Annotated in this window: 14 protein-coding genes; all 14 read left to right on the top strand. The window is 48.9% G+C overall.

Annotated elements, in window-relative coordinates; genetic code table 11:
* Positions 1–41: 41 nt before the first annotated feature.
* The 14 genes from HP570_RS23705 to HP570_RS23640 all read left to right on the top strand — a co-directional run bounded on the left by HP570_RS23705 (position 42) and on the right by HP570_RS23640 (position 15,409).
* Positions 42–884, top strand: coding sequence for an arginase family protein (locus HP570_RS23705; RefSeq protein ID WP_173627366.1), 843 nt, complete (start codon positions 42–44; stop codon positions 882–884).
* Between the two features lie 161 nt (positions 885–1,045).
* Positions 1,046–2,377: a DUF4179 domain-containing protein gene (locus HP570_RS23700; RefSeq protein WP_173627365.1), complete on the top strand. Its 1,332-nt coding sequence runs from the start codon at positions 1,046–1,048 to the stop codon at positions 2,375–2,377.
* Between the two features lie 122 nt (positions 2,378–2,499).
* Complete coding sequence (locus tag HP570_RS23695; RefSeq protein WP_173627364.1) at positions 2,500–3,066, top strand: RNA polymerase sigma factor; 567 nt, start codon at positions 2,500–2,502, stop codon at positions 3,064–3,066.
* On the top strand, positions 3,047–4,711 hold the full coding sequence (locus HP570_RS23690; protein WP_173627363.1) for a DUF4179 domain-containing protein: 1,665 nt from the start codon (positions 3,047–3,049) through the stop codon (positions 4,709–4,711). Before HP570_RS23695 ends, HP570_RS23690 begins: the two co-directional genes overlap by 20 nt.
* A gap of 186 nt (positions 4,712–4,897) precedes the next feature.
* Positions 4,898–5,464, top strand: a complete 567-nt coding sequence (locus HP570_RS23685; protein WP_007728877.1) for an RNA polymerase sigma factor — start codon at positions 4,898–4,900, stop codon at positions 5,462–5,464.
* Complete coding sequence (locus HP570_RS23680) at positions 5,445–7,109, top strand: DUF4179 domain-containing protein (protein ID WP_173627362.1); 1,665 nt, start codon at positions 5,445–5,447, stop codon at positions 7,107–7,109. Before HP570_RS23685 ends, HP570_RS23680 begins: the two co-directional genes overlap by 20 nt.
* A 169-nt stretch (positions 7,110–7,278) precedes the next feature.
* Positions 7,279–7,971 carry a sporulation membrane protein YtaF gene (ytaF, locus tag HP570_RS23675; RefSeq protein WP_012684144.1) on the top strand — a complete coding sequence of 231 codons (693 nt, stop codon included), beginning with the start codon at positions 7,279–7,281 and terminating at the stop codon, positions 7,969–7,971.
* Between the two features lie 107 nt (positions 7,972–8,078).
* Positions 8,079–10,883 (top strand): calcium-translocating P-type ATPase, SERCA-type, encoded by a 2,805-nt coding sequence (locus HP570_RS23670; RefSeq protein ID WP_173627361.1) that lies wholly within the window; start codon positions 8,079–8,081, stop codon positions 10,881–10,883.
* Between the two features lie 30 nt (positions 10,884–10,913).
* The gene (gene yunB, locus HP570_RS23665; RefSeq protein WP_142498535.1) at positions 10,914–11,630 is read left to right on the top strand and encodes a sporulation protein YunB; all 717 of its coding nucleotides are present in this window, start codon (positions 10,914–10,916) and stop codon (positions 11,628–11,630) included.
* A gap of 126 nt (positions 11,631–11,756) precedes the next feature.
* The gene (locus HP570_RS23660) at positions 11,757–12,731 is read left to right on the top strand and encodes a copper amine oxidase N-terminal domain-containing protein (protein ID WP_173627360.1); all 975 of its coding nucleotides are present in this window, start codon (positions 11,757–11,759) and stop codon (positions 12,729–12,731) included.
* A 120-nt stretch (positions 12,732–12,851) separates the two neighbouring features.
* Positions 12,852–13,925: a PAS domain-containing sensor histidine kinase gene (locus HP570_RS23655; protein ID WP_026133877.1), complete on the top strand. Its 1,074-nt coding sequence runs from the start codon at positions 12,852–12,854 to the stop codon at positions 13,923–13,925.
* Positions 13,897–14,553, top strand: a complete 657-nt coding sequence (locus tag HP570_RS23650; RefSeq protein ID WP_012684149.1) for a response regulator transcription factor — start codon at positions 13,897–13,899, stop codon at positions 14,551–14,553. Before HP570_RS23655 ends, HP570_RS23650 begins: the two co-directional genes overlap by 29 nt.
* A 197-nt stretch (positions 14,554–14,750) precedes the next feature.
* Positions 14,751–14,918 (top strand): cytochrome c oxidase subunit 2A, encoded by a 168-nt coding sequence (locus HP570_RS23645; RefSeq protein ID WP_173627359.1) that lies wholly within the window; start codon positions 14,751–14,753, stop codon positions 14,916–14,918.
* Positions 14,919–14,941: 23 nt separating this feature from the next.
* Entirely contained in the window at positions 14,942–15,409 is a 468-nt protein-coding gene (locus tag HP570_RS23640; protein WP_012684151.1) for a cytochrome c oxidase subunit II, read from the top strand.
* The last annotated feature ends 3 nt before the right edge of the window (positions 15,410–15,412 follow it).

Raw genomic sequence — 15,412 nt, 5'->3', positions numbered from 1 at the left:
TACCATGAATTCCTTGGGAGGGACTATTTATCAGAGTAAAAGTGGCTGGTATCCCGCATTTCACAGGAGCATATGTCTCTGGCACAGAATTATCTCCGGACGCGCTTCGTACAGCAGGATTGATCGAGCAGTTGCAGAAGCTTGGCTTGGAAGTGCAGGACGTAGGAAATCTGCATCTTCCCGATGATTTGCCTCGCCATAATATTCCACCAGTTCGTAATTGGCCGGCACCACGCATGTTCTGGGATTTGCTGCAAAAGGACGCGCAAGAGTGGCTCGATACAGACGACTTTGTCTTGATGCTTGGCGGCGATTGCAGCTTGGTCGTTGCAACGGCACAGGCTCATCAGGCTCAGTATCAGGAAAAAGCGTATCTGCTCGTGCTTGACGGTCATCTCGATGCCGTAGTTCCATCGGCCTCTCGCTGTATTGGGGCGGCAGGGATGGGATTGTGGTTTTTGCTTCAGGATCGCGGACAATGGATCGAACCAAGCGGCTGGGATGCAGAGCGAATCCGTCTTGTCGGTTGCCAACAAATGCCCACAGAGACGTATGGCGTAGAGATTATGACCTTGGACCAGCTCACAGAGGGAAGCATCGTGGAACGAATTTCTCATATGCTCCAATCGATCCCGCCTGATGCCAAAATCCTCGTTCATTTCGACGTAGATATCATGCACAAAGACGCGATGCCAGCGGCCTATTCTCCAAGTGAGATTGGATTGTCGCTGTCCGAAGCGGAGGCATTACTGGCAACTGTTTTGCGAGATTCGCGCGTGACTAGTATGGAAGTGACGGAATTCTCAGGGGCAAGGGATACCACTGGCGAGTATGCAAGGAGACTGGTAGAGTTACTCGCTCGGGCACTATCTGCACGTGTTTAAAGCCCTCTCATTTATGAAATAGTAAATTCGATAACGAGTGAGCTCGGCAGACCTGATTTCGTTCAGGCTGTCGAGCTCTTTTTTTGCGTGCTCCTCGTGAACCGAACGATTGTTTCTCGTGAATATTGAGTGAATCTAGGAAAATAAGGAGTGGAGCAGTTATGAAAAAAATGGCATTATGTGTGGCAGCATTGGCAGTCGTTGTATCAACGGGAATCCTCGTGTCCCCGTCGTTTTTCACAAGTAGTCCGGCAGCAGTGGTGAATGCAGCACCGTCTGTGAACACTAGCTTGTTTGTCTCGCAAAAGGCTGGAGATCCTGGAATTTTGCAAGCCGCTCAAAATGGATTTACCCAGCCGCTTGATCTGAAAGTGACCGATCAAGGCTTTATCTTGGAAGCAAAAGAGGTTCTGGCAGACCCGCTGCGTATCAGTATCATCGCCGGGGTAAAAGACAAAGACGGCAAGGCAACAGATGTGTATTGGGATAATTTCCACACCCCCACCCATGAATATCAAGAAATCACGATCAAGGATAAAGCGGGCAAGGTTTTACATAGCTCATCCCCCAATCAAGTGTCGTGGAAAACAAACCAGATAGGCGATTACATCCTGTTTGAACACGAGCTCAGAAGCTATTTTGACGATGGGAACAAGCTGCCGGACGAGTTGGTCGTAGAGTTCCACATGAAAAAGATGGGCAGTACCAAAGGCAACTGGCAGCTGTCGGTACCCGTGAACTTGAAAAAAGCAAAAGCTGCGACGAAAACAGTGGCTGTCAATCAGTCCCATACCTCTCTCCAAGGATTTCAGTTCGATTTGCGAGAGATTACCTTTGCACCGAGTGGAACAGAAGTGGTGATTGATTCGAATAACAAGGACTTCAGCTATCAGCTTGTCAATGAAAAGGGAGTCGTCCTTGGCGCATGGGACTCTGCAGTCGCTATCCATGATGAGAGCATTCAGAAAAACGTAATCAATACGATGAAATGGCGCGAGTCTGCTCCAGTGGAAAAAGGGCTGCGACAATTTCATTACTTCCACGACCTGAAAGAATCGAATGGTCTAACCTTTAAGCTGCATGCTGTTTATACAGAGGAAGAGCCAAGATTCAGCGTAAAGCTGGACCCTGCCAGTGTGGGAGCAAAGCCAGTTACAGCAGAAAAGAATGGGACTCGCTTCACGTTTCACAAGGTATCTAAGGGCAGCGGAGAGGATCGCCACAACATCGAGTTTGAGGGGACGCTAGCGGAAGGAGTAGTGGGAATCTTCCCGTTTGATACATGGTACGTGACGGACGAAAAGGGCAAAAAGTACAGTGCGGTATGCCATATCGAGGAATCCGCCAATCAAAATGGACGGATGAAAGTAAGAGGGAATTTGGAAATCGAGGAGATGAAATCCTTGCCAAAGCAAATGACGATCACCTTTGACAGTATGTTGAAGGAGCATCGCGATGTGAGCTTTGCGGTACCTCTTTTGACAGGAAAATAAAATTTTTCAAAATAACGAGAAAGGATTTTCCAGCTCATTCGTATTAGTGGTGAATCAACCAAATTGGAAGCTGCGCAGCATTCCCCACTGGCTGATCGGTTATAGATGGAGGAGTAGTAGAAATGCCGGACGATCGGGAATTGATCGAGCAAATCCTGGCTGGCAATCATCAGCTGTACAGTCAGATTATCGACAGGTACAAGGGCAAGATCGTGACCTACTTGTACAAAATGATTGGCAACATGCCGGACGCACAGGATTTGGCTCAAGACGTGTTTACCAAAACCTTTTACCTATTGAAAGACTATCGGCCTGAGCACAAGTTTTCTTCATGGCTGTATCGAATCGCGAGCAATCATTGTCTCGATGAAATACGAAGACGCAAAAGGACGGAGCAGACAGCCATAGTGGAGGAACAGATCGTTGATCCACAAACACCTGAGACCGTCCTGCTAAAAAAAGAGCGGGAAGCCCAGCTGGAACGCAGCATCATGCTGCTGGATGAGGAGTATCGCGAGGTGTTCGTCCTGCATTACCTGCAGCGTCTGTCGTATCGGGAAATTAGCGAGCGACTGTCTCTTACGGAGAGCGCTGTACAGATGCGCTTGTTCCGTGCTCGTAAAGAGATGAAGAAAAGCCTGACGAAAACAATGGGAGGGGGAGATATTTATGACATGCTTCATGTTTAATCAATGGAAGCTCTATGCAAATGGCGAGCTCCCCCCTGCCGAAAGAAAAGGACTAGAGCAGCATGCAGTAGAATGCCCACAATGTCAAATCAAGCTACAAGAGTGGGTAGATCACATGCTGGAAGAGGAGTTTTCCGCTTATCCGGAGGTTCCTGTACCCGATACGTTTACAGACGAGGTCATGCGTAAACTGTTCCAAGCAGTTCCCGCACGCACGGCACGGAAGCGCTCCTCCCAAACCAGAAGACAAAGGGGCTGGGACATTGTGAAGAAGACAGGATTGGTAGTAGCAGGACTTACGGCGTTGGTCGTGACAGGTACGGTCGTTTCACCGACATTTGCTAACTATGTGAATAGCTTGTTCCAAATTGAGAAGGATGCGGATAATGGCATGAAAAATGCTGTGGATAAAGGTTTTGTTCAAAAACTTGAGCAACAAGTAACTAATCAAGGAATTACTATCGAAGCAAAAGAGGTAATGGCTGACTCGATGAGAATCGCGGTTATCTATGATGTGTACGACCAGAACGGCAAGCAAATTAAAATTGGTGAAGATGGACACTTACTGAATGCTTATCTGATTGATTCAACAGGGAAAGATTGGTTGGAGGGCGATGGACCAACTTTAGGTGGTCACGGAAAGTATTTTATCGCAGAGCAGCCCTTAAACACTATTTTTGAATCCGCCGAAGCTACTCCGAATCTGTTGACCTTAAAATTAGAACAGACCGAAATCGCTGGGAAAAAGGGAAAATGGTCATTGGAAATCCCTATCGATATGAAGAAAGCCAAGGAAGCGACCAAAACCGTTGTTTTCCAGGATACAGCTTTTCATTCACCACTGGGTATGGAGATTGAACTGGAAAAAATCGAATTTTCCCCGAGTGCGACCCGCCTGATGCTAGAAACTACTCTTGCTAAATCAGCTTATGTAGAAATTGAAGAGGAGCGAGTAGAAGTAACCAGCGAAGGGGCGCAAGTCAAAACAATGGAAAAAAGGCAGGTTCCCATTTTATCAGGAAACGATATTGCGTACGAAATCACAAACGAAAAAGGGGATGTTGTGGCTGCTCGGGATAAGTCGTCGTTGGATGAGGGGATAGCGAAGGAGAAAAACGTGCTCAATATATCTGGATTTACAGGAAAACGACAAGGTGAACATAGCCAGAAGTGGTGGCATACTTTTGGCCCGATTCAGGGTGAACAAAAATTAACGCTTCAGCTCCGAAAAATATATGAAATGAAACGCTCTTCTCCCAAAGTCAAAGTCGATCTGGTTCCAGCAGAACTTAACAAGGAAGCAGCGACTTTACAAGATGAAGCAGGCGGTACCTTTACGCTCTCCTCCTTTGCATTGGAGCCCGCTAGCGGTGACAGGCAAGCGAAGGCTGCGATGACAATAGAGGGTAAATTGGGAAATGCCGTAGTGGATACCGATTCTTGGACGGTAATAGATGAAAAAGGTGAGAGTTACCCCACTCGTCTGGAAACAACCAGTACCAGAGACAAAGATGGTAGAGTGTACATCAAAGGAAAGCTGGATATTATTGGTCTGGAAAAGCAACCGAAAAAGCTCACGGTATCCTATGAGGAATATACAGTGGAGCACAACGTGAATTGGGAAGTACCTATTGAAATCAAATAGCTGGAAGACAAGGTGAAGAGGCGGAGAAATGCCTCTTCTTTTTTATTTGGATAAATGATTCAAAAATTTTTTAAAAGTAGAGAAAGGTTTTTCCAGCAAATCCGTAATAGCTTATGAATCAACCAAAACGGAAGCTGCGCAGCATTCCCCGCTGGCTTGATCTGTGATAGATGGAGGAGTAGCAAAATGCCGGACGATCAGGAACTAATCGAGCAAATCCTGGCTGGCGATCATGAGCAGTACAGACAAATTGTTGACAGATACAAGGGCAAGATCGTTGGCTATTTGTACAGGATGATCGGCAACATGCCAGACGCACAGGATTTGGCTCAAGACGTGTTTATCAAAACCTTTTATCGTTTACACGACTATCGGCCTGAGTACAGGTTTTCTTCATGGCTGTATCGAATTGCGAGCAATCATTGTTTCGATGAAATGCGAAAACGTAAACGGACAGAGCAGGTAGAAATCGATGAGGAGCAGCTGATTGACCCAGACACGCCAGAGACGACTTTGTTGAAAAAAGAACGGGACGCCGAGCTGGAACGCAGCATCATGCTACTGGATGAGGAGTATCGGGAGGTATTCGTCCTGTTTTACCTACAGCGACTGTCGTATCGGGAAATCAGCGAGCGACTGTCTCTCTCGGAGAGCTCCGTTCAGATGCGATTATTCCGTGCCCGCAAAAAGATGAAGGACAGCCTAGAGAAAACGATGGGAGGGGGAGCTATTTATGAAATGCTTCATGTTTAATCAATTGAAGCTATACGTAAACGATGAGCTAGCCCCTGCCGAGAGCAAAGGATTGGAGCAACATGTGGAAAATTGCCCACAATGCCAGAAGTACCTGCAAGAGTGGGTAGAAGGCATGCAAGAAGTGGATTTTTCCGACATTCCAGATGCTCTTGTACCCGATACGTTTACAGATGAGGTCATGGATAAGCTGTCTGATGCAGTTCCTCCACGTTCTACGCGAAAGCACTCCTCCCGAACCAGAAGACAAAGGGGTTGGGATATTGTGAAGAAGACAGGATTGGTAGTAGCAGGACTTACCGCGTTGGTGGTGACAGGAACGGTTGTATCACCTACGTTTGCGAATTATGTGAATAGCTTGTTCCAGATTGAAAAAAATGCGGATAGCGGTATGAAAAATGCTGTCAATAAAGGCCTTGTCCAAAAGCTGGAGCAAAAAGTAACCGATCAAGGAATTACGGTCGAGTTAAAAGAGCTGTTGGCTGACTCGATGAGGATCGCAGTCATCTATGATGTGTACGACGAGAGCGGTAAGAAGATTGAAGATCATAATTTGAATGCGAAGCTAATTGATCAGAACGGTAAGGATTGGTTTGAGGATGATGGAGGAGATAATTGGGGAAGTCATGGAGAGTTTTTCATCACAGAGCGATTTTTGAACGAAATCTTCGAATCAACTGAGGCGACTCCTGACCAACTGACCTTGCATTTAGAACAGACAGAAATCGCAGATAAGACAGGAAAATGGTCATTGGAAGTTCCGATCGATATGAAAAAAGCCAAGGAAGCGACGAAAACGGTTGCCTTCAAGGATACTGTTTTTCAATCGCCGCAGGGGCTCGGGATTGAGCTGAAAAATATCGAATTTTCCCCGAGTGCGACACGGGTCATGCTGGATACCACTTTCCCAAAATCAGCTTATTTGGAGGTTGAACGAACGTCGATCCTGTACGATCGGAAAAATCCGCAAGGCGCCATTGTCACAGAAAAAGAGCGTGATCCTGCTTTTTCGGGAGAGAATATGATGTACGAAATCACCAATGAAAAAGGGGATGTGGTAGCCGCTTGGGATATGAAATCATTGGATGATGAGCTTGATAACAAGGAGAATGTTCTTTTCACACCAAGAACAGAAGAAGAAGCGGAAGAAAGACCAGAAGGCAATGTCTTGAATTGGTGGCATACATTTGGCCCGATACAGGGAGAACAAAAATTAAAGCTTGAGCTAAAGAAAATTTATGAGAAAAAGCTGGCTTCGCCTAAATTTGATCTGGTTCCAACAGAACTAGACAAGAAAGCTGCGACTTTCAAGGATGAGACAACAGGCAGTACCTTTACATTCTCTTCTTTTGCATGGGAGCCAGGTAACGGCGAAGATCTAGGTGAGGCCGTAATGACCATAGAGGGTACATTAGGAAAAGGCATAGTCGAGAACCGCGATTGGTCTGTAAAGGATGAAAATGGGAAGACTTACCCTGCGTCAGTGAGCACAGAAAGCACCAGAGACAAGGACGGACAGGTACAGATCAAAGGTGAGATCTCGATTCCGCGCTTGAAGCAACAACCGAAAAAGCTCACGGTATCCTACGCTACCTATATGATGGAACACGACGTGAAGTGGGAAGTACCGATTGAAATCAAATAGTTCAAAGAAAAGGGAAGAGGCAGACAGTGGCCTCTTCTTTTTCATTTTAGGAGCTACGAGAATTTTTGTCCTGATGATCCAGTCATTAATACCCCGGCAATGATTTATTGGCACATCAGCGGAGCTTTTCGCGTATACCTAATAGGCAATGGGAAAGAGGTGACCACATATGAGCGGATGGCTCGCACTCCTGCTCGTTTCCCTGGCCATCAGCATGGACAGTGTCAGTGTAGGATTGACGTATGGTTTACGGAACATGAGAATGCCCTTTTTGTCGCTCGTTGTCGTTTCCGGTTGTTCGTTTGCTGTTGTCTATGGTGTCATGCTTGTAGGCTCATCCCTCACCGAATGGTTAACACCCGAGATTGGCCAGTATATTGGAGCTGCGGTCTTGATCCTCATGGGTTTGTTTACTCTGTGGCGGCTGATTGAGACAAGGTCAGGGACAGAGGTTCAGGAGTCTACTGCTGCGAGCAACAACGCCGTTGTAGCCGAAGAAAAACAGGAAGAGCAGGAACCCATCGTATTATTGTCGCAGTTCCGCATTTTTGGTGTGATGATCCAGATTTTAAAAGATCCGTCCAAAGCCGATACTGACCGTTCTGGGCATATTATGGGCTGGGAGGCCGTCATGTTGGGGCTTGCTCTGTCTTTGGATGCTTTCGGCGCAGGCATCAGCCTTACGTTTTTGGGATACTCGCCACTGCTTGTCGCTCTCTGTATCGCAGTGATGAGTGCCTTGCTTCTTGTGGTAGGAATTGCTCTCGGCAGCCGTGCAGGAAAAGCCAGCTGGCTGACGCGGCTCACCTGGCTGCCGCCGATTTTGTTGATTTGCATTGGTGTAGCCAAAAGTTTGAAATAACCGACAAACTAACACAGACCCGTCCAGATAAATGGACGGGTTGTTTTATTTTCTAGCTCGTCTGCATACACATGAAAATGAGTGAGATGTGGATGGAGGAGATGTAGGTGGATACACAGCCAATTCGAAAATGGTACACGCTGGCGGCGGCCGACGTGACCGAAGCCCTTCATAGTGATGCTGCGCAAGGGTTGACTCAGCAGGAGGCGGAGCGGCGACTGGCTAAACAAGGTGCCAACCAGTTGGCTGAACAAAAGCGAAAGCCTCTCTACTCGGTCTTTGTTGATCAGTTCAAGGATTTTATGGTACTCATCCTGTTCATTGCAACGTTGATCTCGTACTTCCTCGGAGAGTACCTGGATGCGATTGCGATTATTGCGATCATCCTCATTAACGGCATCCTCGGTTTTATTCAGGAGGCCAAGGCTGAGCGATCCTTGCAAGCGCTAAAGGAGCTGGCATCCCCGATGGCGCGTGTCATCCGGGGTGGTAACATTTCCATGATACCGGCTTCGCGGCTGGTACCTGGTGACCTGGTGCAATTGGAGGCCGGGGATCGTGTTCCCGCAGATTTGCGTTTGCTTTCGGCCAATCGGCTAGAGGTAGAGGAGTCTGCATTGACAGGAGAGTCTGTTCCCGTCGGAAAAAACGTGAAAAGACTGGAGACAGCCCAGGCCTCCACTGTACCGCTTGGCGACCAAAAAAATCTCGCGTTCATGGGTACGATGGTGACCGGAGGAACAGGGAGCGGTATCGTCGTAGCGACAGGGATGAGCACAGAAATTGGGAAAATCGCGCACTTGATGAATACAGCGGAAGAAGCAGAAACGCCTTTGCAGCTGCGCTTGGAGCAAATGGGCAAGATTCTTGTGGTCGTCGCACTGCTGTTGACGATTGTGGTCATTGCTGCTGGTGTCTGGCATGGTCATGAGCTGTTTACGATGTTCCTCGCCGGGGTGAGTCTCGCAGTAGCGGCGATTCCGGAAGGCTTGCCGGCGATTGTGACTGTCGCGCTAGCGCTTGGCGTCCAAAGGATGATCCGCCGCAATGCGATCGTACGCAAGCTGCCATCAGTCGAGACGTTGGGCTGCGCCTCTGTTATTTGCTCCGACAAAACAGGGACCTTGACTCAAAATAAAATGACCGTTACCGAAGTGTGGCACAGCGATTCCACGTATGAGGTGAGCGGTAGCGGCTACGCACCAGAGGGAGCCTTTCACTACCTGGGGAAAATGGTATCTCCCGCCCGTGACGGGGCTCTCACGCAAATGATCCGAATCGCAGACCGATGCAACAATGCCCGTTTGACATGCGAGGAGCAAAGCACGCGCAATTTGCTTGGAATGGGCAAGGCATCACGCTTTTGGCAAGTCATAGGCGATCCGACTGAAGGTGCTCTCAAGGTGCTTGCCGCGAAGGCATTGGGCGGCAATACAGAGCGTACCACCCCAAAGAATCAGGGACAGCGTGTGGAGGAGCTCCCCTTTGATTCTGACCGCAAAATGATGTCCGTCGTCGAAAAGGGGATGGACGGTGTGTATTCCCTGCTGACCAAAGGCGCGGCGGAGGCATTGCTGGCGAGATCGACACATATTTTGTGGAAGGGTGAGCTCATTCCACTCTCCGCAACGCTTCGTCACCAGGTACTGGAGCAAACGGAACAGATGGCGGGCAAAGCGTTGCGCGTACTAGGCTTCGCCTATAAGACACTGCAAGGCTATCGCCCGGGACAGCCGATTGGCTCTCTGGAAAACAATCTTGTCTTTGTCGGATTGGCCGGGATGATCGATCCACCGCGTGAAGAGGTGCGTCCAGCGATCGATCTTTGCCATCAAGCAGGGATCAAGACAGTCATGATTACAGGCGACCATAAGGTGACAGCAGAAGCAATCGCCCGTCAGATTGGTTTGATGCGTGGCTACGGAGAAGTATTGGAGGGGCGGGAGCTGGATGGCATGTCAGATGAGCAACTCGCAGAGTATGCGGAGCGAGTGACTGTCTATGCCCGTGTGTCTCCTGAGCACAAGCTTCGGATCGTCCGTGCCCTGCAAAGCCAAGGACATGTTGTCGCCATGACCGGGGACGGTGTCAATGATGCTCCTGCGATCAAGACCTCAGACATTGGGATCGCGATGGGGATTACCGGTACGGATGTGACGAAGGAAGCGGCCGATCTCGTGCTGCGCGACGATAACTTCGCCACGATTGTTGCCGCCGTCGAGGAAGGGCGTAACATCTATGACAACATTCGAAAATTCATCCGTTATTTGCTGGCGTCCAACGTAGGCGAGATTCTCGTCATGTTTTTTGCAATGCTCCTTGGGCTTCCTTTGCCTTTGGTGCCGATCCAGATCTTGTGGGTCAATCTCGTGACGGATGGTTTACCGGCCATGGCGCTGGGCATCGATCAGGCGGAAAAAGATACGATGTATCAGAAGCCGCGCAACAAGGCAGAGAACATATTCAGCCGAGGGTTGGGCTGGAAAATTATTAGCCGTGGCTTTCTCATCGGGGCCATGACGCTGCTCGCGTTCTGGCTGACCCTCAAAGAGAATCCGAATGACTTGGTGCATGCCCAAACGGTCGCTTTCGTCACGTTGGTGATGGCGCAGCTGATTCACGTTTTCGATTGCCGGAGTCAATACAGTGTTTTTCACCGCAATGTATTTGAAAACAAATACCTTGTTTGGGCCGTACTTTCGTCGATCGTGCTCGTGATCGGTGTCGTATACATGGAGGCACTCCAGCCGATCTTCAAAACAACGGATCTGAATCTGCGCGATTGGGCATTAATTTTAGTCACGGCGGGAGTTCCTACGTTTGTCGCGGGAATCGGTGGGGTGCTTACCGGCGGCAGACAGCGCACAAGCAAAGAAAAAAAACCAGCTATGCGTACGGTTCGTCCTGACTAACCGAGCCGCCAAAGGGGAGAGGGGGCCATCGTGCGTGTGAGAAGGGGAGGATGGAAAAGACGCAGAAGGAGAATTTTTGCTGGGATCCTGCTAATCATTGTGGTATTGATTGTTTTGTTTATCGTTGTGGAACGCAGGGTGGAGCCGACGTTGATGCTGATTGCCCAGGCCAAGGCAGAGCAGGTCGCCAAGCTCGCGATTACCGATGCAGTCACCAAACGCATGACCCAGCAGGGTGTCGACGTCAACGAAGTTGTCATCATGGAGAAGGACGAGAGTGGTAGCATCAAAGCGGTGAATTTTAATTTCAAAGAGTATTCCCGGATTGTGGGGGAAACGACAGCCCGTATTCAAAATCGCTTGAAGGAATTCGAGCAGGAGCACGTCCAGACAACCATACCACTAGGCTTGGCTACCAAAAACGTCTTTCTGGAGCACATTGGGCCTGATATTCCGGTGTCGTTCGTTCCGATTGGCGCCGTCAAAACGAAGCTGGAAACAGGCCTGAAGCAAGCCGGGATCAATATGGTGCTGGTGACTGTCTACATTCACGTCGAAGTCGATTTGCGGGTCATTATCCCGTTTGCGACCAAGCAACAAACGGTCACTACACAAATCCCAGTCTCCGAAGCCCTGATCGTCGGCAAGGTACCGACTTATTTGTACGACAATCCATCCGGGAAGCCCGATGTGCCGATGCCGCGAACGGACCAAGTCCCAAGCAACCCGATCCCAAGCCAGCCGTGATGTTTTTCGCTTATACATGAAGGATTTACACATCTATGAAAAATTTGTTGAAACGTTTCTGAAAGGGTGCCGTCCAATGAATAGAGACACACAAAAACAAACAAGCACATTGGAGGCATAAACAATATGAAAACATTCCGTACAGGTATGATGACAATCGCGGCACTGGCCGCTTTGGGAACTAGCGTGGTATCCGCAACCTCCGAACCAGTAAAAGAGCTTTCTGTTAACATAAACGGTCAAGCAATCGCACAAGATGCGATCTTCGATAAAGGTCAACAAACCGTACTGGTTCCACTTCGTCCTGTTGCTGAAGCTCTTGGTTTCAAAGTAAGCTGGAACGACAAGGAAAAAGCAGCAGAAGTGCAAAGAGGCGCGATCACCAGCTACGCAAAAGAAGGAGAGGATCGCTATCCTTTCGCAAAAATGTACAAAACGCTGGGAGCAGAGCCTCGCGTACTGAATGGCAGCACCTATGTGCCAGTTAAATTCGTAGACGAAATCCTGCAAGCAGACGTGAATGTAACCGATGATACAGTGACTGTAGTGGAGGACGAAATCGCTCCTATGCGCACAGGTACCATTACAAACATCAACAAATCCGATAAAGGCTACTCGGTTACACTGAACATCTATGAGTCTGGCATCATCCTGCACCTGACAGCAGACACCAAAATTACGGATGAAGCTGGTAAAGTACTGAAGCCAGAAGACTTGAAGCTGGGTATGGCCGTAGATGCTACGACCGAGAAATTCATGGCAATGAGCTTGCCGCCACAAACGAGTGCGCTCAGCATTACGGTAAAAGGCGGCTTGGAGACTCAGGACATCCTGGGAACAGCGGGAAAAGTAGAGAGCATCTCTGCTGACAAAGATGGCAACTACAAAATGCTCGTAGAGGGTCGCGGTATTACCGGAACCTCCCAAGAAAAAATCAACCTGAACATTACCGAAAAAACGGTGATCATCAATGCGCGAGACAACAAGGTACTCTCGCCAGCTGAGCTGAAAGAGGATATGCAAGTAGTTGCCTTCTACGGCCCAATGATGACGAAGAGCCTGCCGCCTATAGGCACTGCTGAAAAAATCGTAGTAGAGTAAGAGGAAGTACGGGATGGCATTTGCTGTCCCGTTTTCTTATGTTCAGGGAATTCCCTGATACACTTTCTTTTATGGAAACTTTACAATAACGTTAGGATGATTGTCTCAAAAGGAGGAGCCATGGGTACGTCGAGTGAAGTGCTTTCCCTGATGCAGTCCATCTTTGCCAACGTCAGCGATGCGATCCTGGTGATTGATCAGGAGGGACGAATCGTAAAAGCCAATGCTGCGTTGGAGCAGATGACGGGCTGGACAGAAGAAGAGCTGATTCGAGATAAACATATTTGCGAGCTGTGTCTCGGAATGGCAACGTGTATGGAAGAAACGAGCTGCGCGGATTGCTTTTTTAAGCGCGTGCAAATGCCTTCATTCGAAATGAGGCTCCGAACGAAATCGGGTGTGGATTACCCTGTCGCTGCCAGCTCAGCGAGGCTAGAGGATGAATCGCAGGGGAAGCTGGTCATGATTTTGCGTGATATGTCTGCGCAACAGCGAGTAGAAAAAGAGCGCTACCAGTACAAGCTGACGAATTTTGCGATCCAAGCACAAGAAGAAGAGCGAAAGCGCATCGCCCGGGAGCTGCATGATGGCGTAGGGCAGGCGCTTTATAGTATTTTAGTGGGACTAAACGTAGTCAGACAACGAGAATTGAGCGAGCCGGTTATGCAGCATGTCGCGGAATTGGTGAATATGACTTCCAAGGCGATGGAGGAAGTGAAGCGTATGGCACTGGAGCTGCGTCCATCTGCACTGGATGATCTCGGTTTACTGCCTGCCTTACGTTCGTTGATGAAACGAGTGGAAAAGACGTTTCATATCCAGGTGGAGCTGCATGTTCAGGGGGAAAAACGCAGATACTCCGCTGCGATGGAAACAGCACTGTACCGGATTGTACAGGAAGCCATGACCAATACGGCAAAATACGCAAAGGCGAGCCATCTAGGAATCATGTTTGAGAATAGGGAGAAGGAAATTGTCGTCACAATTGTGGATGATGGCGTAGGATTTGAAGTAGAGAAAACATTGAAAATCGGCAAAGGTCTCGGTGTGTTTGGCATGAAGGAGCGTGCCCAGCTGCTTGGTGGTACCGTTGATATTCGCTCCGCACCCGAGGAAGGAACGACGGTGATCGTCCGAATTCCGGTGCCGAAGGAGGGGGTAGAGGATGAGCATTCGTGTCTTGATCGCCGATGATCATGCGATTGTACGCTCTGGGCTGGGGATGCTGATCAACGCCCAGGAGGACATGGAAGTCGTCGGTTATGCAGCTGACGGAAAAGAGGCATGTGAAAAAGCATGGGAAGTCCGGCCCAACGTCGTCCTGATGGATTTGAGTATGCCGCCTGGGGAAAACGGTTTGACGGCAACGGCCAGGCTGAAGGAAACGGCACCAGACATTCAGGTGCTCGTGCTTACGATGCATGATGACGAGGAATACTTGTTTCGGGTACTGCAAGCCGGTGCTGCTGGCTATATTTTAAAAAGCGCCCCTGACCTCGATTTGATCACGGCGATCCGCTCGGTCAATCAGGGCATGGCGTATTTGTATCCATCTGCGACGAAATCTCTGATCGAGGAATTTCTGCAAATGGTCAAGAACGGTGAAGAGCAGGCCAAGTACGACATCCTGACTGATCGGGAAAAAGAAGTGCTGGTCTTGATCGCAAAGGGCTTTAGCAACAAGGAAATTGCTGAACAGCTCACTGTTTCCGTCAAGACGGTAGAATCGCATAAAGCGCATATTATGGAAAAGCTCCACCTGCGTACGAGGCCTGATTTGGTGCGGTATGCGATAAAGAAGGGCTGGCTGGATTTTGAGTAAGGACGATCCCAATACGGGGTCGTCTTTTTTTTTGTCGAACCTGTGACCAAAAATGGTCATAAAAAGGTCGAAATCAGGGGTTTCCCGGAACATTTTAGGGGATTTCCCCGAATTACTTCCAAGGGGTTCCAGCGGTAGAATGAAGGCGTGAAAACTACACCGCGCCCATGAGGCACGTAGGAAAGGAGAAGAGCGCGATGGAGACGCAAGTTGACAAGGCGGAGAAAGGCATGAAATCAAAGTCCAGCAAGCTGCAAACGGACCAGGAAGACTTGAAGGGAACGTTTGTCGCGGTTCTGATCGTCGGAGGTATCATTCTAGTCGGTTGGTTGGGTGTATTTGGGCTTTTCCTAGATAGGGCGTAATAAGGAAGTAAAGGAGGGTACTTATGCATTTGCATCGATATGAAAAAATCTGGTTGATGCTTGGCGCAGGCGGTTTGGCCTTATTTATTGTATTGTTGTGCGTCAATGCGTTTGCCATGGGGATGGCTCCGCCAAGTAATATGGAAATGATTGATCCGGAGAAGGTTACGGAGACGCCTCCTTTTGATAAACCAGGCTTGAAACAGGTAGGAGACAACGAATACGACGCTTACATGACAGCATTTGCTTTCGGCTTCTCTCCGACCAAGATGGAAATACCAGTTGGCGCAACGGTGAATTTCCACGTCACAAGTCCAGACGTTATTCACGGATTCCAGATTCCAGAGACCAACATTAACTTCATGGTTCTGCCTGGACACATCAGCTCGGCGACACACACGTTTGACAAGCCAGGTGAGTATTTAATCCTTTGTAACGAATACTGTGGCGCAGGTCATCAGGTAATGGCGACCACAATTATTGTGAAATAAAGG

This window comes from Brevibacillus sp. RS1.1 (genome assembly GCF_013284365.1).
GTDB classification, from domain to species: Bacteria; Bacillota; Bacilli; order Brevibacillales; family Brevibacillaceae; genus Brevibacillus; species Brevibacillus brevis_D.
This window is presented reverse-complemented; position numbering and strand designations above follow the sequence as displayed.